19 protein-coding genes are annotated in these 20035 nt (G+C 47.1%); 18 read left to right on the forward strand and 1 reads right to left on the reverse strand.

Annotated elements, in window-relative coordinates; all coding sequences use genetic code 11:
* The first annotated feature begins 8 nt into the window (after positions 1-8).
* From QY97_RS09010 to QY97_RS09055, 10 genes are all read left to right on the forward strand, one after another.
* On the forward strand, positions 9-2201 hold the full coding sequence (locus QY97_RS09010; RefSeq protein ID WP_082090116.1) for a heterodisulfide reductase-related iron-sulfur binding cluster: 2193 nt from the start codon (positions 9-11) through the stop codon (positions 2199-2201).
* A gap of 163 nt (positions 2202-2364) precedes the next feature.
* On the forward strand, positions 2365-3543 hold the full coding sequence (locus QY97_RS09015; RefSeq protein WP_039231163.1) for an acetyl-CoA C-acetyltransferase: 1179 nt from the start codon (positions 2365-2367) through the stop codon (positions 3541-3543).
* A gap of 161 nt (positions 3544-3704) precedes the next feature.
* Entirely contained in the window at positions 3705-4565 is an 861-nt protein-coding gene (locus QY97_RS09020) for a 3-hydroxybutyryl-CoA dehydrogenase (protein WP_039231164.1), read from the forward strand.
* Positions 4566-4587: 22 nt separating this feature from the next.
* Positions 4588-5724, forward strand: a complete 1137-nt coding sequence (locus QY97_RS09025) for an acyl-CoA dehydrogenase (protein WP_039231166.1) — start codon at positions 4588-4590, stop codon at positions 5722-5724.
* A gap of 13 nt (positions 5725-5737) precedes the next feature.
* Positions 5738-6877, forward strand: a complete 1140-nt coding sequence (locus QY97_RS09030; RefSeq protein WP_039231168.1) for an acyl-CoA dehydrogenase — start codon at positions 5738-5740, stop codon at positions 6875-6877.
* Positions 6878-6921: 44 nt separating this feature from the next.
* Positions 6922-7557: a TetR/AcrR family transcriptional regulator gene (locus QY97_RS09035; RefSeq protein ID WP_039231170.1), complete on the forward strand. Its 636-nt coding sequence runs from the start codon at positions 6922-6924 to the stop codon at positions 7555-7557.
* A gap of 14 nt (positions 7558-7571) precedes the next feature.
* The gene (gene icmF / locus QY97_RS09040) at positions 7572-10847 is read left to right on the forward strand and encodes a fused isobutyryl-CoA mutase/GTPase IcmF (RefSeq protein WP_039231172.1); all 3276 of its coding nucleotides are present in this window, start codon (positions 7572-7574) and stop codon (positions 10845-10847) included.
* 190 nt (positions 10848-11037) lie between these two features.
* Complete coding sequence (locus QY97_RS09045; RefSeq protein ID WP_039231173.1) at positions 11038-11271, forward strand: hypothetical protein; 234 nt, start codon at positions 11038-11040, stop codon at positions 11269-11271.
* A 92-nt stretch (positions 11272-11363) separates the two neighbouring features.
* A complete protein-coding gene (gene rpoE / locus QY97_RS09050) occupies positions 11364-11903 on the forward strand; it encodes a DNA-directed RNA polymerase subunit delta (protein WP_039231176.1) in 540 nt (179 codons plus the stop codon).
* Positions 11904-12104: 201 nt separating this feature from the next.
* Positions 12105-13703 carry a CTP synthase gene (locus QY97_RS09055; RefSeq protein ID WP_039231178.1) on the forward strand — a complete coding sequence of 533 codons (1599 nt, stop codon included), beginning with the start codon at positions 12105-12107 and terminating at the stop codon, positions 13701-13703.
* Positions 13704-13766: 63 nt separating this feature from the next.
* Here the strand turns inward: QY97_RS09055 and QY97_RS09060 are convergent, their stop codons facing one another.
* Positions 13767-14291 (reverse strand): DUF2529 domain-containing protein, encoded by a 525-nt coding sequence (locus tag QY97_RS09060; protein WP_039231179.1) that lies wholly within the window; start codon positions 14289-14291, stop codon positions 13767-13769.
* A gap of 168 nt (positions 14292-14459) precedes the next feature.
* On the opposite strand from QY97_RS09060, the gene QY97_RS09065 reads away from it, so the two are divergent.
* From QY97_RS09065 to glpX, 8 genes are all read left to right on the forward strand, one after another.
* Complete coding sequence (locus QY97_RS09065; protein WP_039231180.1) at positions 14460-14819, forward strand: response regulator; 360 nt, start codon at positions 14460-14462, stop codon at positions 14817-14819.
* A 158-nt stretch (positions 14820-14977) separates the two neighbouring features.
* Entirely contained in the window at positions 14978-15841 is an 864-nt protein-coding gene (locus QY97_RS09070; RefSeq protein ID WP_039231181.1) for a class II fructose-bisphosphate aldolase, read from the forward strand.
* A gap of 103 nt (positions 15842-15944) precedes the next feature.
* Positions 15945-16589 carry a fructose-6-phosphate aldolase gene (gene fsa, locus QY97_RS09075; protein WP_039231182.1) on the forward strand — a complete coding sequence of 215 codons (645 nt, stop codon included), beginning with the start codon at positions 15945-15947 and terminating at the stop codon, positions 16587-16589.
* 161 nt (positions 16590-16750) lie between these two features.
* On the forward strand, positions 16751-16927 hold the full coding sequence (locus QY97_RS20410; RefSeq protein ID WP_157761890.1) for a hypothetical protein: 177 nt from the start codon (positions 16751-16753) through the stop codon (positions 16925-16927).
* A 69-nt stretch (positions 16928-16996) separates the two neighbouring features.
* A complete protein-coding gene (locus QY97_RS20415; protein WP_156994483.1) occupies positions 16997-17173 on the forward strand; it encodes a hypothetical protein in 177 nt (58 codons plus the stop codon).
* 69 nt (positions 17174-17242) lie between these two features.
* Positions 17243-17419 (forward strand): hypothetical protein, encoded by a 177-nt coding sequence (locus QY97_RS20420; protein ID WP_156994483.1) that lies wholly within the window; start codon positions 17243-17245, stop codon positions 17417-17419.
* Positions 17420-17643: 224 nt separating this feature from the next.
* A complete protein-coding gene (locus tag QY97_RS09080) occupies positions 17644-18930 on the forward strand; it encodes a UDP-N-acetylglucosamine 1-carboxyvinyltransferase (protein WP_039232946.1) in 1287 nt (428 codons plus the stop codon).
* A 97-nt stretch (positions 18931-19027) separates the two neighbouring features.
* Positions 19028-19990: a class II fructose-bisphosphatase gene (gene glpX / locus QY97_RS09085; RefSeq protein WP_039232948.1), complete on the forward strand. Its 963-nt coding sequence runs from the start codon at positions 19028-19030 to the stop codon at positions 19988-19990.
* Positions 19991-20035 lie beyond the last annotated feature (45 nt).

The raw sequence follows: 20035 nt of genomic DNA on the forward strand, positions 1-20035 counted from the left end.
AACGGGGAATGAACGCTTTGTTGTGGGTTAACTTGCTTGCCGCTGTTCTTGTAATCGCTTACGGAGTGTACTTATTCGCTTACGTATTAAAGACACGCTACGAGTATATTCAGCTAGGCCAGAAGCAAGAGTTCGATAATGATGTCAAGAAGCGGCTAGAGAAAATTTGGGTGTATGTATTCGGGCAGAAGAAGCTGCTGAAAGACAAGAAGAGCGGGGCTATTCATGTCATGTTCTTCTATGGCTTTATTCTTGTACAGCTTGGTGCTATCGATTTCATTATCAAAGGCATTGTGCCTGGAGCTCACTTGCCGCTCGGGCCGCTGTATGAGGGCTTTAAATTTTTCCAGGAGCTTGTGACATTGATGATTCTAGTGGCTGTTGTATGGGCCTTCCATCGCCGCTACGTAGAAAAACTTGTCCGCTTGAAGCGCGGTTGGAAGAATGGACTCGTTCTTATCTTTATCGGATTATTAATGGTTTCTGTGTTAGTCGGAAACGGGATGGAGCTCGTTTGGCACCAGGGAAGCGATGTCAGCTGGACATGGTTTGAACCGGTTGCCTCTGCTGTTGCTGTGAGCTTTTCATGGATAGGCACAAATGCAGCGGTTGCTTTCTTCTATGTTTCCTGGTGGGTTCACCTGCTTGTGCTGCTGGCCTTCCTTGTGTACGTGCCGCAGTCAAAGCATGCGCATTTGATTTTCGGACCCGCTAATGTGTATTTTCACCGACTGGACCGTCCAGGCACGTTAAAGCCGATTGATTTTGAAGATGAAACGAAGGAATCATTTGGGGTGGGGAACATCCGGGAATTTAATCAGCTGCAGATGATCGACTTTTATGCCTGTGTAGAATGCGGTCGCTGTACGAATATGTGTCCAGCTACTGGAACAGGAAAAATGCTGTCGCCGATGGATTTAATTGTGAAGCTTCGCGATCATCTTACGCACACAGGTGCGGCTGTGACATCTAAGCAGCCTTGGGTACCAGCCTTCGCCTTTTCTGATACAAAAGGAAACCAGCTGGCACTGGCTCAGGAAGAAACAGCAGCTGACCTCTATAATCCTAGCCTAATTGGTGATGTCATTACGGAAGAGGAAATCTGGGCTTGCACGACTTGCCGTAACTGTGAGGATCAGTGTCCAGTGATGAACGAACACGTCGATAAAATCATTGACCTTCGTCGATATCTTGTTTTAACGGAGGGGAAAATGGACCCGGAAGCTCAGCGTGCGATGCAAAGCATTGAACGCCAGGGCAATCCATGGGGGTTAAATCGAAAGGAAAAAGAAAACTGGCGCAGCCTTCGTGAAGATGTTCATGTACCGACAGTAAAAGAACTGAAGAAAGCAGGAGAAGAATTCGAGTACTTGCTTTGGGTCGGCTCTATGGGTGCGTTTGATAACCGCAGCCAAAAAATTGCTCTTTCCTTTGCCAGACTGTTGAATGAAGCGGGAGTGAAGTTTGCTATTCTCGGCAACAAAGAGAAGAATTCCGGCGACACGCCGCGCCGTCTCGGCAATGAATTCTTGTTCCAGGAGCTGGCGACTGCCAACATTGCAGAATTTGAGAAAAACAACGTTCAGAAAATTGTAACGATTGATCCGCATGCTTATAACATTTTTAAAAATGAATACCCGGATTTAGGCTTTAAAGCAGAAGTTTATCACCATACAGAGCTGCTGGACCAGCTTGTTAAGGAAGGGCGGCTTGTGCCGCAATATCCAGTGAATGAAACGATTACCTTCCATGACTCATGCTACCTTGGCCGCTATAACGATGTGTATGATCCGCCGAGGGAGATCTTAAAAGCAATTCCAGGTGTGAAGCTGGCTGAAATGGAGCGGAACCGTCAGGATGGTATGTGCTGCGGGGCAGGCGGCGGTCTGATGTGGATGGAAGAGGACACAGGGCATCGCATTAACGTGGCACGGACCGAGCAGGCTTTAGCCGTGAATCCGTCTGTGATCAGCTCAGGCTGTCCGTACTGTTTAACTATGCTCACGGACGGAACGAAAGCGAAGGAAGTAGAGGACACGATTTCTACTTATGATGTAGCGGAGCTTCTGGAGAAATCCGTTATTGGTATACGCAAGGCAGATGGTCCACCGGAAGGGGAGCCGACAGAAAAAGACAGCGTAAAAGAGCCAGAGAAGGAAGCGGTAGCTGAAATGGCTTCTGCAGAAGCTGATAATCTTTAAAAAATGAATAGAGAAAAAGAGAGGAGTTCCTCTCTTTTTCTCTTCAGCTTGCCCGGCAGTTTTCTATATAGCTAAGAAGCTGTCTAATTGTTTGGCGAGCCATTGAGCGAACGTTCAGTCAGAAGGAAGCAAGACGAGTTTTGAAAAAGAGGAGGAGAAAAGTGTGACGAAGACAGTGATTGTTGAAGGAGCACGTACACCTATCGGAAAGTTTGGCGGCAGCCTGAGTGCATTAACGGCCTCACAGCTTGGCGGAGCAGCCATTAAAGAGGCGTTAAGACGGTCAGGAGTACAGCCCGAGCAGGTGGAGGAAGTGATTTTTGGAAATGTTCTTCAAGCCGGACAGGGGCAAATTCCTTCACGGCAAGCAGCGAGAGAAGCAGGCATTCCTTGGGAAGTAAAGACAGAAACAATTAACAAAGTATGCGCTTCAGGGATGCGCAGTGTCACGCTCGCAGACCAGATTATCAGGGCAGGTGACGGGGAGATCATCGTAGCTGGCGGGATGGAATCCATGTCAAACGTTCCGTATGCTCTCCCGAAAGGAAGATGGGGCCTTAGAATGGGCGATGCGTCCGTTGTGGACTTGATGATCCATGATGGCCTGTCATGCAGCTTTACAGGGGTTCACATGGGGACCTATGGAAACGAAACGGCGGAAGAGTTCAACTTGTCCAGAGAAGAGCAGGATGAGTGGGCAGTGAGAAGTCATCAAAAAGCAGTCGCCGCTATGGAAGAAGGACGCATGGCTGAAGAAATTGTAGCAGTAGAGGTGCCTCAGCGTAAAGGAGAGCCGGTGATAGTAGAGAAGGATGAAGCACCCCGCAAAGACACAAGCAGAGAGACATTGGCAAAACTTCGTCCAGCTTTCGACAAGAATGGCACCATTACGGCCGGCAATGCACCGGGTATTAACGATGGCGCCGGCGCTCTTCTGTTAATGAGCGCAGAGCGGGCGGAGAAGGAAGGGAAGCAGCCGCTGGCAACGATTCTTGCCCACGCCGAGGTAGCAGTAGAAGCAAGTAAATTCCCACAAACACCGGGTCTTGTGATTAACAAGCTCTTGAAGAAAACCGGTAAATCACTGCAGGATATCGATCTATTTGAAATTAATGAAGCATTTGCAGCGGTTGCGCTTGCCAGCGGCCAGATTGCAGGCGTTGATGCGGAGAAAGTAAATGTCAACGGAGGAGCCATTGCGCTTGGGCATCCAATCGGAGCCAGCGGCGCAAGAATTATTTTGACACTCGCCTACGAGCTCAGAAGAAGAGGGGGCGGTATTGGTATCGCCGCGATATGCAGCGGAGGCGGCCAGGGAGACGCCGTCATGATTGAAGTGTAGTTTACTAAAGCCGGCATTCTGACGCTGGGGAGGTTTCGGGTGCTCCAGCCCATACATATAAAGCAAACTCGAAAGACACAGGCAGGTGCCGGCAAGCATATGGTGAAGCAGAAATACCTGCCCATTCTTTTAAGGATGGATACACACAAGGAGGGAAAGAAATGACAATCAAAAAAATTATGGTAATTGGTGCTGGACAAATGGGATCAGGAATTGCTCAGGTGTGTGCACAAGCGGGCTATGAAGTGATTTTCAATGACTTAAAGCCGGAGATTGTAAGAAAGGGCATAGAAGGCATCGATAAAAATCTCTCTCGACAAGTAAAGAAAGAACGGATGACAAACGAGGAGAAGGATGCTGTGATCAGTCGCCTCCTCCCATCCTCAGATCTGCAGGATGCAAAAGAGGCAGACCTTGTGATTGAGGCAGCTGTTGAAAATATCAACGTGAAATGCAAAATCTTCTCTAACCTGGATGCGATTGTTCCAGAGCATGCAATTTTGGCAACAAATACCTCCTCCTTGCCAATTACAGAAATTGCTGCAGCGACTAACCGGCCGGAAAAGGTGATTGGCATGCACTTTATGAATCCAGTCCCTGTTATGAAGTTAGTAGAGATCATCCGCGGATTAGCAACTGCTGATGAAGTATACCAAACCATTGAAGATTTAACCCATGCGCTCTCTAAAGTTCCGGTGGAGGTCAATGATTCTCCAGGCTTTGTCTCTAACCGGGTACTTATGCCGATGATAAATGAAGCAATATATACGCTGTATGAAGGGGTGGCAACAAAGGAAGCCATTGATGAGGTAATGAAGCTTGGGATGAATCACCCGATGGGACCGCTCACTCTTGCTGACTTTATTGGCTTGGATACGTGCCTGTACATCATGGAAACATTGCATGATGGCTTTGGAGATGATAAGTACCGGCCATGTCCGCTGCTCCGAAAATATGTAAAGGCAGGATGGCTCGGCAAGAAATCAGGACGCGGTTTCTACATATACGATGAAAGCATTTAATTAAACAGCAGGAGGGATCGAGATGGAATTGCGATTTTCACAAGAGCAGCAGATGGTACAGCAAATGGTGAGGGACTTTGCAGAGAAGGAAGCAGCACCATTTATTGAGCGAATGGAAAAGGGAGAGTTTCCGCATGAACTCCTTAAGAGAATGTCAGAACTCGGCCTGATGGGCATGACCATCCCCGAGGAGTATGGGGGCAGCAATATGGATTTCACTTCTTACATTCTGACTATACATGAGCTGTCAAAGGTCAGCGCGGTGCTGGGCGTCATTTTATCTGTACACACATCTGTTGGGACGAATCCAATTCTATATTTCGGTACCGATGAACAGAAGAAAAAATATATTCCGAAGCTGGCCAGCGGAGAGTACTTAGGAGCATTTTGCTTAACAGAGCCAGGTGCCGGCTCCGATGCGGCTGGCTTAAAGACAAGGGCCGTGAAACAGGGAGACAGTTATACGATCAACGGGTCGAAGGTATTCATTACGAACGGAGGGGCAGCTGACACGTATATCGTGTTTGCCTCCACTGATCCGTCGGCAGGAAGCAAGGGAATCTCTGCCTTTATTGTGGAAAAAGGGACCCCAGGGCTAGTTATAGGAAAAGATGAAAATAAAATGGGGCTGCACGGTTCGCGTACTGTACAGCTAGCCTTTGAAGATATGAACATTCCAGCATCCCAGCTGCTTGGCAGGGAGGGAGAAGGCTTCAAGATCGCGATGGCTAATCTGGACGCGGGACGCATTGGGATTGCAGCTCAGGCACTTGGCATTGCAGAGGCTGCTTTTAAGGAGTCTGTGCAATATGCAAAAGAGCGAAAGCAATTTGGCCAGCCGATTGCCAGCCAGCAGGCGATCGCCTTTAAGCTGGCTGATATGGCGGCAAATATAGAAGCGGCCAGGCTGCTTGTCTATCGGGCAGCTGACCTTCGCACACAGGGCAAATCGTGCGGAAAGGAAGCATCGATGGCTAAGCTGCATGCATCGAAAACAGCTGTGGATACAGCCATTGAAGCTGTCCAAATTCATGGCGGCTACGGATACACGAAAGAATACGCGGTGGAGCGGTTTTTCCGCGATGCCAAAATAACGGAAATTTATGAGGGAACAAGCGAGATACAAAGGATAGTAATCAGTAAGCATCTACTGCGATAAAGGGGAGAATAAGATGAACTTTCAGTTAACAGAAGAACATGAAATGATCCGTAAAATGGTGCGCGACTTTGCAAAAAACGAGGTAGAACCAACAGCTGCAGAGCGCGATGAAGAATCCCGGTTTGATCGGGGGATTTTTGACAAGATGGCAGACCTCGGCCTGACAGGCATTCCGTGGCCCGAAGAATACGGCGGCATTGGCAGCGATTACTTAGCCTATTGTATTGCGGTAGAAGAACTGTCGCGTGTCTGTGCCTCGACGGGAGTCACGCTATCTGCCCATACATCACTCGCTGGCTGGCCGGTTTACACATTTGGCACAGAAGAGCAAAAGCAGAAGTATTTAAAGCCGATGGCACAGGGAAAGAAGATCGGAGCGTACGGACTGACAGAACCTGGTTCGGGGTCGGATGCAGGCAGCATGAAGACTACGGCTCGCTTAGAAGGCGATGAGTATATTTTAAACGGGTCAAAAATTTTTATCACAAACGGTGGAGTAGCCGACATCTATATCGTCTTTGCCTTAACGGATCCATCCTCCAAGCAGCATGGCACAACAGCTTTTATCATTGAGAAGGACTTTCCTGGCTTTTCAGTCGGCAAGAAGGAAGATAAGCTGGGCATCCGCTCTTCGACCACAACGGAAATTGTGTTTGAGGACTGCCGGGTACCGAAGGAAAATGTGCTCGGGTCAGAAGGAGAAGGCTTTAAAATAGCGATGAAGACACTTGACGGCGGCCGTAATGGCATCGCTGCCCAGGCTGTAGGCATCGCTCAAGGTGCGCTTGATGCGTCGGTCGAGTATGCAAAGGAGAGAAAGCAGTTTGGCAAGCCGATTGCTGCCAATCAGGGGATTTCGTTCAAGCTGGCCGATATGGCTACGGCTATAGAAGCATCCCGCCTGCTTACATACCAGGCAGCTTGGCTAGAATCCAATCAGCTTCCGTACGGCAAAGCCTCGGCAATGGCAAAGCTGATGGCAGGTGACACAGCGATGAAGGTGACGACTGAAGCTGTCCAGGTCTTTGGCGGTTATGGTTATACGAAGGAGTATCCGGTAGAGCGCTATATGCGGGATGCAAAAATTACACAAATCTATGAAGGGACACAGGAAATACAGCGGCTAGTCATCTCTAGAATGCTGACAAAGTAAACAGATGAGCCGACGTGTCCTTCTACAAAAGGCGGGTGATCGAATTGAATGGTACAAGGAAAACAGTGCATGCCTCTGTGAAGGATGAACAATTGATTGAAAAAAGGCGGGCTGAAATGATCAAGGCGGCGGTCACTCTCTTTAAAGAGAAGGGCTATCACCGAACGACAACAAGAGAGATTGCTAAAGAAGCAGGTTTTAGCATCGGTACACTCTACGAATATATTCGGACGAAGGAAGATATTCTGTATCTGGTGTGTGACAGCATTTACGATCAGGTAAAGGACCGCTTGCAGCGGATAGACCTCGAGGAAGGGACTCTTGAAAGCTTAAAGCTTGGCATTGCCTATTATTTTAACGTCATGAATGACCTGCAGGATGAGGTGCTTGTTATGTATCAGGAAGCCAAGTCGCTTTCAAAGGATGCGCTGCCATATGTGCTGAAAAAAGAGATGGATATGGTCAGTATGTTTGAAAAGCTGATCCGCCGCTGCGTTGAGAATAAAGAGCTTCAAATGAGCAGCCGAGCGATTCACATGCTTGCTCAAAATATTTTTGTGCAAGGACAAATGTGGGGCTTCCGGCGCTGGACATTACAGAAGACCTTTACGCTTGATGAGTATATTGATCTGCAGACGGATCTGTTGTTTTCAGGAATGAACGGCTACAAAGCAGAATAATAAGGAGGTTCGCTATGAGTCAGACTGTAGAGGTTTATAAACCCGTACACCATGTTCGGTTTGTAACAGCTTCTAGTCTCTTTGATGGGCACGATGCTTCCATTAACATCATGCGCCGCATTTTGCAGTCAAGCGGCGCTGAAGTGATCCATTTAGGTCACAATCGCTCTGTAGAGGAAGTAGTGCAGGCTGCCATTCAGGAGGATGTGCAAGGGATCGCCATCTCGTCTTACCAGGGTGGTCACGTAGAATACTTTAAGTATATGTATGATTTATTGAAGGAAAAAGGCGCTCCCCACATTCGTATTTACGGAGGCGGAGGAGGCGTCATTATTCCTCGGGAAATAAAGGAATTGCATGATTATGGGATTGCTCGTATTTTCTCGCCTGAAGATGGCCGTCTCCTAGGGCTGCAGGGGATGATTGATTTAATGATCAAGGAATGTGATTTCCCGACGGTTTCCGAAGCCTTCCAATGGAAAGAAGAACAAGAGGCGTTAATTTCAGGCAAGGCGAACACAGTAGCCAAGCTAATCTCTCTAGCAGAAAACCAGGTGGAGGCTGACGAGAAAGCCAAGGAAGCGGCCGCTTCGCTCTTTGAGCAGGTGCGGACGCTGGGCAGACAGGTGCCAGTCGTCGGTATTACAGGTACAGGCGGCGCAGGGAAGAGCTCGCTGACAGATGAGCTGATCCGTCGTTTTCTTAATGAGCTTCCTGATAAGAAAATAGCTGTGCTGTCTGTGGATCCGACGAAGCAGAAGACAGGCGGGGCTCTTCTTGGCGACCGCATTCGGATGAACGCCATCTTCCCTGACCGCGTATTTATGAGAAGCTTTGCTACACGTAATTCCCGATCTGAAGTATCTCTTGCTTTGAAGGATGCTATTGCTGTCGTGCAAGCTGCTGGCTATGACCTTATTATTGTAGAAACGAGCGGCATTGGCCAAGGGGACGCTGAAATTATAGAGATTGCAGACTTGTCACTATATGTCATGACCAGCGAGTTCGGGGCACCATCCCAGCTTGAGAAAATTGACATGCTGGATTACGCAGATCTCGTTGTGATTAATAAATTTGAAAAGAAAGGATCCGAGGACGCCAAGCGCCAAGTGCAAAAGCAATATCAGCGGAGCCGTCAGCTGTTTGATGTTCCACTTGATCAAATGCCGGTATACGGAACGATTGCGAGCCAGTTTAATGACCAGGGCACCAATGCATTGTTCGCAGCCTTAATTGAAAAAATCAATGAAAAAGCTGGGACCAACTGGAAGGTCTCCTTTTCGAAGGAAGTAGATGTTGAAAAACAAAATGTCATCATTCCGAACGACCGCCGCTATTATTTAAGAGAGATCGCTGATACTGTCCGCCGCTATCACGAGAAAGCGGATGAACAGGTACAGATTGCCCGCCGCTTCTTTCAGCTAGAGGGAGCGCTTGAAGAAGCAAGAGCGACCGGAGCAGAGCAAGCAGTGGTTGCTTCGCTTGAACAGCTGAAAGCTTCTGTGGAGGAGCGGCTTTCAGCAGAATCGAAGCGTGTGCTGGCTGGCTGGGCAGAGCTCAAAGAAAAGTATGCTGGTTCTCAGTATGTCACAACGATTCGGGGCAAAGAGATTGTGACCGAGCTGACTTCCAAAAGTTTATCCGGTCTAGATATTCCGAAGGTTATGCTGCCTAAATTTGTGGATTACGGAGAGATTTTGCGCTGGGTATATAAAGAAAATGTGCCGGGCTCTTTTCCTTACACAGCTGGAGTATTCCCGTTCAAGCGGAAAGGGGAAGATCCGAAACGTCAATTTGCCGGCGAAGGAACACCTGAGCGGACGAACCGCCGTTTCCACTATTTATCTAAGGATGATGAGGCCAAGCGCTTGAGTACCGCTTTTGATTCCGTTACTTTGTACGGGGAAGACCCGGATCACCGTCCTGATATTTATGGCAAGGTAGGGGAGAGCGGCGTTAGTATATGTACGCTTGAGGATATGAAAAAGCTGTATGCTGGCTTTGATCTCTGTCATCCTTCTACGTCGGTATCTATGACGATTAACGGGCCTGCGCCTATTATTCTGGCTATGTTTATGAATACGGCTATTGATCAGCAGGTGAAGAAGAAAGAAGAAGAGCTCGGCCGCACCTTAACTGTGGAAGAATTCACAGAAGTGCGGAAACAAACCTTGAAAACTGTTCGGGGCACTGTGCAGGCGGACATTCTGAAGGAGGATCAAGGGCAAAACACGTGTATCTTCTCGACTGAATTTGCGCTTCGCATGATGGGCGATATTCAGCAATACTTTATTGACCATTCGGTTCGTAACTATTATTCTGTTTCTATTTCAGGCTATCACATTGCAGAAGCGGGTGCGAACCCAATCTCGCAGCTGGCGTTTACGCTGGCAAACGGCTTTACGTACGTAGAATATTATTTAAGCCGCGGCATGCCGATTGACGAATTTGCCCCAAATCTGTCTTTCTTTTTCTCTAACGGACTTGATCCGGAATATACAGTGATTGGCCGTGTCGCCCGCCGCATTTGGGCGGTTGCCATGCGTGAGAAGTATGGAGCGAACGAGCGGTCGCAAAAGCTGAAGTATCATATTCAAACATCCGGCCGCTCTCTGCATGCACAAGAGATTGACTTTAATGATATCCGCACCACGCTTCAAGCGCTGATGGCACTGCAGGATAATTGCAACTCACTTCACACGAATGCATACGATGAAGCTATCACGACACCAACAGAGGAGTCTGTACGGCGAGCTATGGCTATTCAGCTGATTATCACAAAGGAGCACGGCCTATCCAAAAATGAAAATCCGCTGCAAGGTTCCTTTATAGTAGAGGAGCTTACCGACCTTGTTGAAGAGGCCGTGCTGGAGGAGTTCGAGCGGATTAATGATCGGGGAGGCGTGCTCGGTGCTATGGAAACCCAGTATCAAAGAGGAAGAATTCAGGAGGAATCCATGCATTATGAAATGCTGAAGCATACGGGAGAGCTGCCGATCATCGGAGTGAACACGTATTTAAATCCGAACCCGCCTTCCGAAGAGGAGCTGGATAGCATGGAGCTGGCTCGGGCAACAAAGGAAGAGAAGGAGCATCAAATCAGTGAGCTTCGCCGCTTCCAGCAAGAGAACGAACAGCAAGCACAGGAAGCGCTGAAACGATTGAAAGAAACAGCTGTCAGCGGCGGGAACATTTTTGCCGAATTGATGGAAACGGTTCGGTCGGCGAGCCTTGGCCAAATCACTAATGCACTGTACGAGGTGGGTGGTCAGTACAGAAGGAATATGTAAGGAAGAAGCCGCAAAGAAAAGGTTTTTCTTGCGGCTTTTTTCGCCCCTTACGGTTAAATTTTACACAAAAAGGGTAGTTTACTTAATAAAAGCCATTTACAATTATTGGAGAGGAATTGAAGAAGTTTTCTTTTGTAATATTCACATATCGGTATACAATAGAGAGAGATAAAAGAGAGGGCGTGAGGCAATGAAGCGAGTAAGACAAATTGCATGGATAGTGGTCTGTGTCATTGCTGCCTCATGGTTGTATCAAGTTCAGTTAGGAGCTATTCCTTTTCTCTCTTTTTCAGTATTTTTATTCTACCTGGCCTACAGGGAGATGAAACCAAGAGCAAAAAAGCGGCGATCCCGATTTGACGAACCGGAAGAATTTCTTACAGAGGAAGAACCACCCGAAAAAAAAGCAGAAATCATTACATAATTATGGCATAATGAGAACGTGTTTATTTATAATGAGGAATATGGCCTTTTTTACTCTGCGAGAGTGTGTAAATAGAGAAGGGAAGTGCGGATGTGGATTTAAACCAATTGTCAAAAGAAGAATTACAGGAAATGTCCATGATTGAAATAGCCTACGCGATCCTGGAAGGAAGCAAGCAGCCTATATCTTTTCAAGAGATGGTAGACAAAATCAAAGAATACCAGAGCTTGAGTGATGAGCAGTTAAGAGCAAATGTTGGCCAGTTTTATACAGACTTAAATATTGATGGCCGCTTTTACTCTCTTGGCGAAAACCGGTGGGGACTGAGAGCCTGGTATCCAGTCGAACAGCTGGAGGAAGAAGCAACAGCTGGTACAAAGACGCGGAAGAAGAAGGCGAAGAAGGTAGTAAAAGAAGAAGTGGAAGATGATATTGAAGAAATAGACGAGCATGATGAAGAGGATCTCGACCTAGATGAGGATCTAGATGACTTGGAGGACCTTGAGGAAGATATCGAGGACCTGGACGAGGATTTAGATGATCTGGATGAAGAGGACGAGGATTTTGAAGAAGAAGAGCTTACCACAGAGGATGATTACAACCTTGATGATGAGAAAGAAGATTTAAAATAAAGAATTTTAATCTTTTCTTGACTCTCTCCTATCGAAGTTGTAGTATTTTATTTGGGCTCTTTAAAAGAGACGAAATGACGTACACAACGCTCCCTTTACTTTTAAGTAAATGGGGCGTTTTTACTTTTTCCCCTGATAAAATGAATTCATTCGCTAATAAATAATTAAGACACACAATAGATTGAAGGGGGCTTTTCAAAGTTGACTAAATATATCTTTGTAACAGGCGGGGTTGTTTCTTCTTTAGGAAAAGGAATCACAGCTGCCTCTCTTGGCCGATTGCTAAAGAACAGAGGCTTGAAGGTGACAATTCAAAAGTTTGATCCATACATTAACGTAGACCCGGGCACAATGAGTCCTTATCAGCACGGTGAAGTTTTCGTAACAGATGATGGGGCAGAAACGGATTTGGACCTAGGTCACTATGAGCGTTTTATCGATATTAATTTAAATAAGTACAGCAACGTTACAACTGGAAAGATTTATTCTTCTGTTTTACGCAAAGAGCGCCGCGGTGAATATTTAGGCGGCACGGTGCAGGTGATTCCGCACATTACGAATGAAATCAAAGAACGTGTATTCCTTTCCGGGAAAGAAACAAAGGCGGACGTGGTCATCACGGAAATCGGCGGAACAGTCGGTGACATTGAATCCCTTCCGTTCTTAGAAGCGATTCGCCAAATCAAGAGCGATGTTGGTGCAGATAATGTCATGTACATCCACTGTACATTAATCCCTTATTTAAAAGCTGCGGGAGAAATGAAAACTAAACCAACGCAGCACAGCGTAAAAGAACTGCGCAGCCTTGGTATTCAGCCAAACATCATCGTTGTTCGTACCGAAATGCCGGTGTCACAAGAAATGAAAGACAAGCTTGCTCTTTTCTGTGATATTGCTCCAGAAGCTGTCATTGAGGCGATGGATGCAGACACGCTTTATGAAGTGCCTCTTTACTTGCAGGAGCAAAAAATGGACGACCTTGTTTGCCGCCATTTAAAACTGCAGTGCCATGAAGCTGAAATGGATGATTGGAAAGCCCTTGTAGAAAAAGTACGTAACCTATCGAAGAGTGTAAAAATCGCTCTCGTTGGTAAATATGTCGAGCTTCAAGATGCCTATATTTCCGTCGTAGAGGCACTGCGTCACGCCGGCTATGCGTTTGATGCAGACATCAACATTGACTGGGTTAATTCCGCTGAATTGACTGCAGAGAATGTAGCGGAGCGCTTAAGTGATGCAGACGGCATTCTAGTTCCAGGCGGCTTCGGTGACCGCGGAATTGCTGGCAAAATTGAAGCGCTGAAATATGCACGCGAGAACAATGTGCCTCTTCTAGGTATTTGTCTTGGCATGCAATTAGCTTCCATTGAATATGCGAAAAACGTGGCAGGATTAGAGAATGCCAACTCGTCCGAAATTGACCCGGAAACACCATATCCGGTCATCGATTTACTGCCAGAGCAAAAGGACGTAGAAGATCTTGGCGGTACACTTCGTCTTGGCTTGTACCCATGTAAGCTGCAGGAAGGTACGAAAGCTTACGAAGCCTACCAAGATGAAGTTGTCTATGAGCGTCATCGCCATCGTTATGAATTCAACAACGAATACCGTGAAGTCATGGAAAAAGCAGGCTTCATCTTCTCTGGAACGAGCCCAGACGGCCGTCTTGTAGAGATCGTTGAATTGAAGGACCATCCTTGGTTCGTTGCTGCTCAATTCCACCCTGAATTTACTTCTCGTCCGACTCGTCCACAACCGCTTTTCAGAGCTTTTGTGGGGGCTTCATTAGAAGAGAAGTAAGACGAGATAAAAAGCCTTTAAGACACACACGTCTTAAAGGCTTTTTTTGTGCTGAAAGTCAGGTTATATTTCCTGATCTTCGAGAATTTCATCGATCGTCAACTTAAGGGCAAAATAAATATAAAGCGCAGCCAGGCTGGAAGGAAAGCCGGTACGGCCGCCTGTGTCATCGGGGAGCAGTCCTTTCACAAGGTGTGTATCAATAAATACATCTGCAAGCTCAGCCAAACGGTTTTCTTCTTTTGGGAGAGAACCGGCAATAGCCACAAATGGAATATCTGCTTCACGCCATGAAGCCGCAGCTTCAAGTGCTTCAGGGTCGTTCGCAAAGCGGCTGATCAGGAGAACCCGGTCGCTTTCTGTCACAGGTGTGTTGACTGTATAGGTTTGGCTGCTGGTAAGCTTTTCTGCCCCTGATGTGGCTTCAGCTGCTACAGCATCCATTTCATTAAAGGCCTGTATGTAAATCGTTCCTTCACCCACAATGGCCTGGGTAAGCAAACGGGCTCCGTCTTCAATAGAAAAGGATTCTTTATCAGCGATCCGCTGAAATAACCCATGAAGCTGAGTAGTGAACATTTTTAACATTAAACTTTTCCCTCCTTGCGTGTGCCTTCATTATACAAGGCTCTCGGAGATTGAGCAAAAATAGGAATTTATCGGACAAAGCAGGAATTTGTCTATAATAGCAAGAAGTATATACATTATATATATTGATAGGTCTGAGATGAGCTGAATTCTAGGGGGGAGAAACCATTGCAGAAAATATTAATCGTAGACGATCAGTTCGGTATACGGATTTTATTAAATGAAGTACTTCAAAAAGAGGGATATGAAACGTTTCAGGCAGCGAATGGCATTCAGGCGTTAGAAATTGTTGATAATCATTCGCCCGATCTAGTGCTTCTGGATATGAAGATTCCAGGAATGGACGGAATTGAAATATTAAAGCGCATGAAAGAGAAGGACAGCAGCATTCGCGTCATCATCATGACGGCTTATGGAGAGCTGGACATGATTCAAAAAGCAAAGGAACTCGGAGCGCTTACGCATTTTGCCAAGCCGTTCGATATTGATGACATCCGTACCACAGTGAAGGAGCATTTAATCTCCTGATACCTGGATGGTTCTTTGCATGTTCCTCTTATAAAGAGAAAAAGCAGCCGGCCTCTTTCCCATTGGTAAAGGGCCGGTTATTTTGGTATGATACAAATGTAAATTTATTCGAAGTGTACAATAGGTATTGATATTAGTCTACCGAGGAGGAAATCATTATGCCTTTAGTATCCATGACGGAAATGCTGAACAAAGCAAAAAACGAAAAGTATGCGGTTGGTCAATTTAACTTAAATAACTTGGAGTTCACGCAAGCCATTTTGCAGGCGGCAGAAGAAGAGAAGTCACCGGTTATTCTAGGTGTATCTGAAGGAGCCGGACGCTACATGGGCGGCTTTAAAACAGTTGTCGCTATGGTTGAAGCATTAATGGAAGAATACAACGTAACGGTGCCCGTTGCGATTCATTTAGATCACGGTTCCAGCTTCGAGATGTGTGCAAAAGCGATTCAAGCAGGCTTTACGTCTGTAATGATTGACGGTTCTCATCACCCGCTTGAAGAGAATATCGCGTTAACGAAGAAAGTGGTAGAGCTTGCTCACATTCATGGTGTATCTGTCGAAGCAGAGCTTGGCCGCATCGGAGGCCAAGAGGATGATTTAGTTGTGATGGATGCAGAAGCCGCTTATGCAATTCCTTCTGAGTGTGACCAGTTAGTCCGTGAGACAGGTGTCGATTGTTTTGCGCCAGCTCTTGGATCTGTACATGGACCATACAAAGGCGAGCCGAACCTGGGCTTTGACAGAATGGAAGAAGTCATGAACTTAACAGGTGTACCACTGGTTCTTCACGGGGGCACGGGTATCCCAACGAAGGACATTCAGCGTGCCATTTCCCTTGGAACAGCGAAAATCAATGTAAACACAGAGAATCAAATCGCTTCAGCTAAGACGGTTCGCGAGGTGCTTGCAGAAAAGCCTGACCTCTATGACCCGCGCAAATACTTAGGACCGGCACGTGAAACGATTAAAGAAACCGTAAAAGGAAAAATGCGTGAATTCGGTTCAGCCGGCAAAGCGTAAATCTTGCTGGCCGCTAAGAAGAAAACCGCCTTATCGAAGTAGGGCGGTTTCCTCACATTAAAAAGATCACACAAGCAGTTTATACATAAGGAGGATATTTTTCATGAAATTATTTATTGATACAGCAAATATGGAAGAAATTAGAGAAGCACATTCTTGGGGAATTCTGTCTGGGGTAACGACGAACCCGTCCCTTGTAGCGAAAGAGTCTGTTCCTTTTCATGACCGATTAAAAGAAATCACAGATTTAGTAAGCGAATCTGTCAGTGCAGAGGTCATTTCCCTAGAAGCAGAAGGGATGATTAAAGAAGGACGCGAACTGGCAAAGATTGCGCCAAACATTACAGTGAAGGTACCAATGACGCCGGAGGGAATGAAAGCTGTTTCTACACTTGCCAGCGAAGGAATCAAAACAAACGTCACCCTTATTTTCAGTGCAAATCAGGCATTATTAGCTGCAAGAGCAGGAGCTTCTTATGTGTCTCCATTCATCGGCCGTTTGGATGACCTTGGACATAATGGAGCAGAGCTAATTGAAGACATTGCCTCTATCTTCGCAATCCACGGCATCGAAACAGAAATCATCGCTGCTTCCATCCGCCACCCGCAGCACGTAACAGATGCAGCCCTGCGCGGAGCCCATATCTCAACTGTACCTTTCAAAGTACTGAAGCAAATGTTCCACCACCCGCTCACTGATAAAGGCATCGACGCCTTCCTAGCCGACTGGGAAAAACGCCAGAAGTAAAAAGAAAAGCGGAGCCGACTGATCTGCTCCGACCGGCGAATGTTCTCAATCAAAGAAGCCGCTCCTTGGCTTCATTGATTGAGGTTATTTGACCCGAGGAGCAAGGCGCAGCAGCTAGACAACGAGAAAAGCGGCGCCGACTGCTCTGGGGCGACAAGCATATGACCGGCTGGCGAAGCGGCGCTGTTTGCCGCACAGCCAGACGGACATATGACCTCGAGCCCCAAGGAGGCAAAGCTAGACAAAAAAGAAAAGTGGAGCCGACTGATCTGCTCCGACCGGCGAATGTTCTCAATCAAAGAAGCCGCTCCTTGGCTTCATTGATTGAGGTTATTTGACCCGAGGAGCAAGGCGCAGCAGCTAGACAACGAGAAAAGCGGCGCCGACTGCTCTGGGGCGACAAGCATATGACCGGCTGGCGAAGCGGCGCTGTTTGCCGCACAGCCAGACGGACATATGACCTCGAGCCCCAAGGAGGCAAAGCTAGACAAAAAAGAAAAGTGGAGGCGCCTGATCTGCTTCGACCGGCGAATGTTCTCAATCAAAGAAGCCGCTCCTTGGCTTCATTGATTGAGGTTATTTGACCCGAGGAGCAAGGCGCAGCAGCTAGACAACGAGAAAAGCGGCGCCGACTGCTCTGGGGCGACAAGCATATGACCGGCTGGCGAAGCGGCGCTGTTTGCCGCACAGCCAGACGGACATATGACCTCGAGCCCCAAGGAGGCAAAGCTAGACAAAAAAGAAAAGTGGAGGCGCCTGATCTGCTTCGACCGGCGAATGTTCTCAATCAAAGAAGCCGTTCCTTGGCTTCATTGATTGAGGTTATTTGACCCGAGGAGCAGATCAGGCGAAACCGTGACATTCTGTTTTGATGCTCTCACCAGCACCCTGTGCATCGAGGCAGAGGTATTTGAAGTAATGAGCATTTCTGGAAAACAACACTTTATTTACATGTTTTTCATGAATTGGGTTAAACTATAATTAATTGTAAAACTGTGAGCAGACGAGTCATTCTTTTCAATGCTTAGCCAGTGCGTGAAAGAAGGGATCAAAAATGGAAAAGCTAAAAATTGTAGGAGGCCGGCCATTAAAAGGAACCATCAAAGTAGACGGAGCAAAAAACAGTGCAGTGGCTTTAGTTCCGGCTACAATTTTAGCGGAGTCTCCAGTGACGATTGACGGATTGCCTGATATTTCCGATATTCATATGCTATCAGGCTTGCTTGAAGAAATTGGCGGAAGGGTCACCTTTGAAGATGGTCGAATGACCGTTGATCCGGCAGATATGGTGGCGATGCCTTTACCAAATGGAAAAGTCAAGAAGCTGCGCGCTTCCTATTACTTAATGGGCGCGATGCTTGGGAAGTTTAAGAAAGCGGTCATTGGTTTGCCGGGAGGCTGTCATCTAGGACCTCGTCCGATTGACCAGCACATTAAAGGCTTCGAAGCTCTTGGGGCAGAAGTGACGAATGAGCAGGGAGCCATTTACCTAAGGGCTGATGAACTGCGCGGAGCGAAAATATATTTAGACGTAGTCAGTGTAGGTGCTACCATTAATATTATGCTGGCCGCAGTAAAAGCAAAGGGACAAACGATTATCGAAAATGCGGCAAAGGAACCGGAAATTATTGATGTGGCGACGCTTTTGAATAATATGGGTGCAAAGATTAAGGGAGCCGGAACAAATGTGATCCGCATAGATGGGGTGGATAAGCTGGACGGCTGCCGCCATACCATTATTCCTGATCGCATTGAAGCAGGTACGTTTATGATCTTAGCGGCTGCCGCAGGTGAAGGCATTGTTGTTGATAACGTCATTCCGCTTCATATGGAATCGCTGACTGCCAAGCTCAGGGAAATGAATGTGCCCGTGGAGATCGGTGATGATCAGATCTTTGTTGGCAAAGCGGAGCATTTAAAAGCGGTCGACATCAAAACGCTGGTGTATCCCGGGTTTCCGACTGACTTACAGCAGCCATTTACTGCATTGCTAACGAAAGCGAAAGGATCGGCCGTCGTGACGGATACCATTTATCCAGCCCGCTTTAAGCATGTGGATGAATTGAGAAGAATGAATGCGACGATGAAAGTAGAAGGAAGATCCGCGGTAGTGAGCGGGCCTGTTAAGCTCTGTGGAGCGAAGGTAAAGGCAAGTGACCTGCGGGCGGGTGCAGCTCTTGTGATTGCTGGATTAATGGCAGAAGGCATCACTGAGATTACTGGACTTGAGCATATTGACCGGGGCTACAGCAATCTTGTTGAGAAGCTGAGCAGCCTAGGTGCGGAGCTTTGGCGGGAGACATTATCCGAGGAAGAACAAGCACAATTAAAAAGTGGATGAATTCCTCCCCGAATCTGCCTTTTAATGTGTTACAATATATTTGGCATTAGGTTATACGAATAAAACTTGCAGTTCGAATATGGGAGGAAACGATAAAATGGAAAGAAGCTTATCAATGGAGCTAGTCCGCGTGACAGAAGCTGCTGCTTTATCTTCCGCACGTTGGATGGGAAGAGGAAAGAAAATGGAGGCAGATGATGCAGCTACTTCTGCTATGAGAGATGTATTTGATACCATTCCAATGAAAGGAACGGTTGTCATTGGGGAAGGCGAAATGGATGAAGCTCCAATGTTGTATATTGGAGAAAAGCTTGGTACAGGTTACGGCCCCCGCGTAGACGTAGCGGTAGATCCTTTAGAAGGAACAAATATCGTGGCATCCGGCGGCTGGAATGCGTTAGCTGTACTTGCTGTGGCTGACCACGGCAACCTGCTTCACGCACCTGACATGTATATGGATAAAATTGCGGTTGGTCCCGAAGCGGTCGGTCAGATTGACATTAACGCTTCTGTGATTGATAATTTAAAAGCCGTAGCAAAAGCAAAGAACAAAGATGTGGAAGACGTAGTGGCAACAGTTTTAAACCGCCCACGTCACGAAGAGATTATTCAGCAGCTTCGTGAAGCAGGTGCGCGCATCAAGCTGATTGACGATGGTGATGTGGCTGCTGCTATTAATACGGCGTTTGACCAAACGGGCGTGGATATTCTGTTCGGTTCTGGCGGCGCGCCAGAAGGCGTCATTTCTGCTGTAGCTTTGAAATGCCTTGGCGGTGAAATTCAAGGACGTCTCATCCCGCAAAACGATGAAGAAATTACACGCTGCGAAGGCATGGGAATTGATGTAAAGAAAGTTCTTCGCATGGAAGATTTAGTTCGCGGAGACGATGCTATTTTTGCAGCAACAGGTGTAACTGACGGTGAATTGCTGCGCGGTGTTCAGTTCAAAGGCGCTCATGGCGAAACACAATCAGTTGTCATGAGAGCGAAATCAGGTACAGTTCGCTTTATTGATGGACGACACAGCCTGGACAAGAAGCCGAATTTAGTTATGAAATAAGAGAAACAGTATTATTCATTTGATCATCTAAACAGTAAGCGGGCT

It is taken from the genome of Bacillus thermotolerans, assembly GCF_000812025.2.
Lineage (GTDB): Bacteria > Bacillota > Bacilli > Bacillales > Domibacillaceae > Quasibacillus > Quasibacillus thermotolerans.

Excerpts from the sequence above, each read along its gene's own strand:
- QY97_RS09060 (WP_039231179.1), bottom strand. The coding sequence starts at position 14,291 with ATGTTAAAAATGTTCACTACTCAGCTTCATGGGTTATTTCAGCGGATC.
- QY97_RS09010 (WP_082090116.1), top strand. The coding sequence starts at position 9 with ATGAACGCTTTGTTGTGGGTTAACTTGCTTGCCGCTGTTCTTGTAATC.
- QY97_RS09020 (WP_039231164.1), top strand. The coding sequence starts at position 3,705 with ATGACAATCAAAAAAATTATGGTAATTGGTGCTGGACAAATGGGATCA.
- QY97_RS09045 (WP_039231173.1), top strand. The coding sequence starts at position 11,038 with ATGAAGCGAGTAAGACAAATTGCATGGATAGTGGTCTGTGTCATTGCT.
- QY97_RS20415 (WP_156994483.1), top strand. The coding sequence starts at position 16,997 with ATGACCGGCTGGCGAAGCGGCGCTGTTTGCCGCACAGCCAGACGGACA.
- QY97_RS20410 (WP_157761890.1), top strand. The coding sequence starts at position 16,751 with ATGACCGGCTGGCGAAGCGGCGCTGTTTGCCGCACAGCCAGACGGACA.
- icmF (WP_039231172.1), top strand. The coding sequence starts at position 7,572 with ATGAGTCAGACTGTAGAGGTTTATAAACCCGTACACCATGTTCGGTTT.
- QY97_RS09025 (WP_039231166.1), top strand. The coding sequence starts at position 4,588 with ATGGAATTGCGATTTTCACAAGAGCAGCAGATGGTACAGCAAATGGTG.
- glpX (WP_039232948.1), top strand. The coding sequence starts at position 19,028 with ATGGAAAGAAGCTTATCAATGGAGCTAGTCCGCGTGACAGAAGCTGCT.
- fsa (WP_039231182.1), top strand. The coding sequence starts at position 15,945 with ATGAAATTATTTATTGATACAGCAAATATGGAAGAAATTAGAGAAGCA.
- QY97_RS09080 (WP_039232946.1), top strand. The coding sequence starts at position 17,644 with ATGGAAAAGCTAAAAATTGTAGGAGGCCGGCCATTAAAAGGAACCATC.
- QY97_RS09070 (WP_039231181.1), top strand. The coding sequence starts at position 14,978 with ATGCCTTTAGTATCCATGACGGAAATGCTGAACAAAGCAAAAAACGAA.
- QY97_RS20420 (WP_156994483.1), top strand. The coding sequence starts at position 17,243 with ATGACCGGCTGGCGAAGCGGCGCTGTTTGCCGCACAGCCAGACGGACA.
- QY97_RS09030 (WP_039231168.1), top strand. The coding sequence starts at position 5,738 with ATGAACTTTCAGTTAACAGAAGAACATGAAATGATCCGTAAAATGGTG.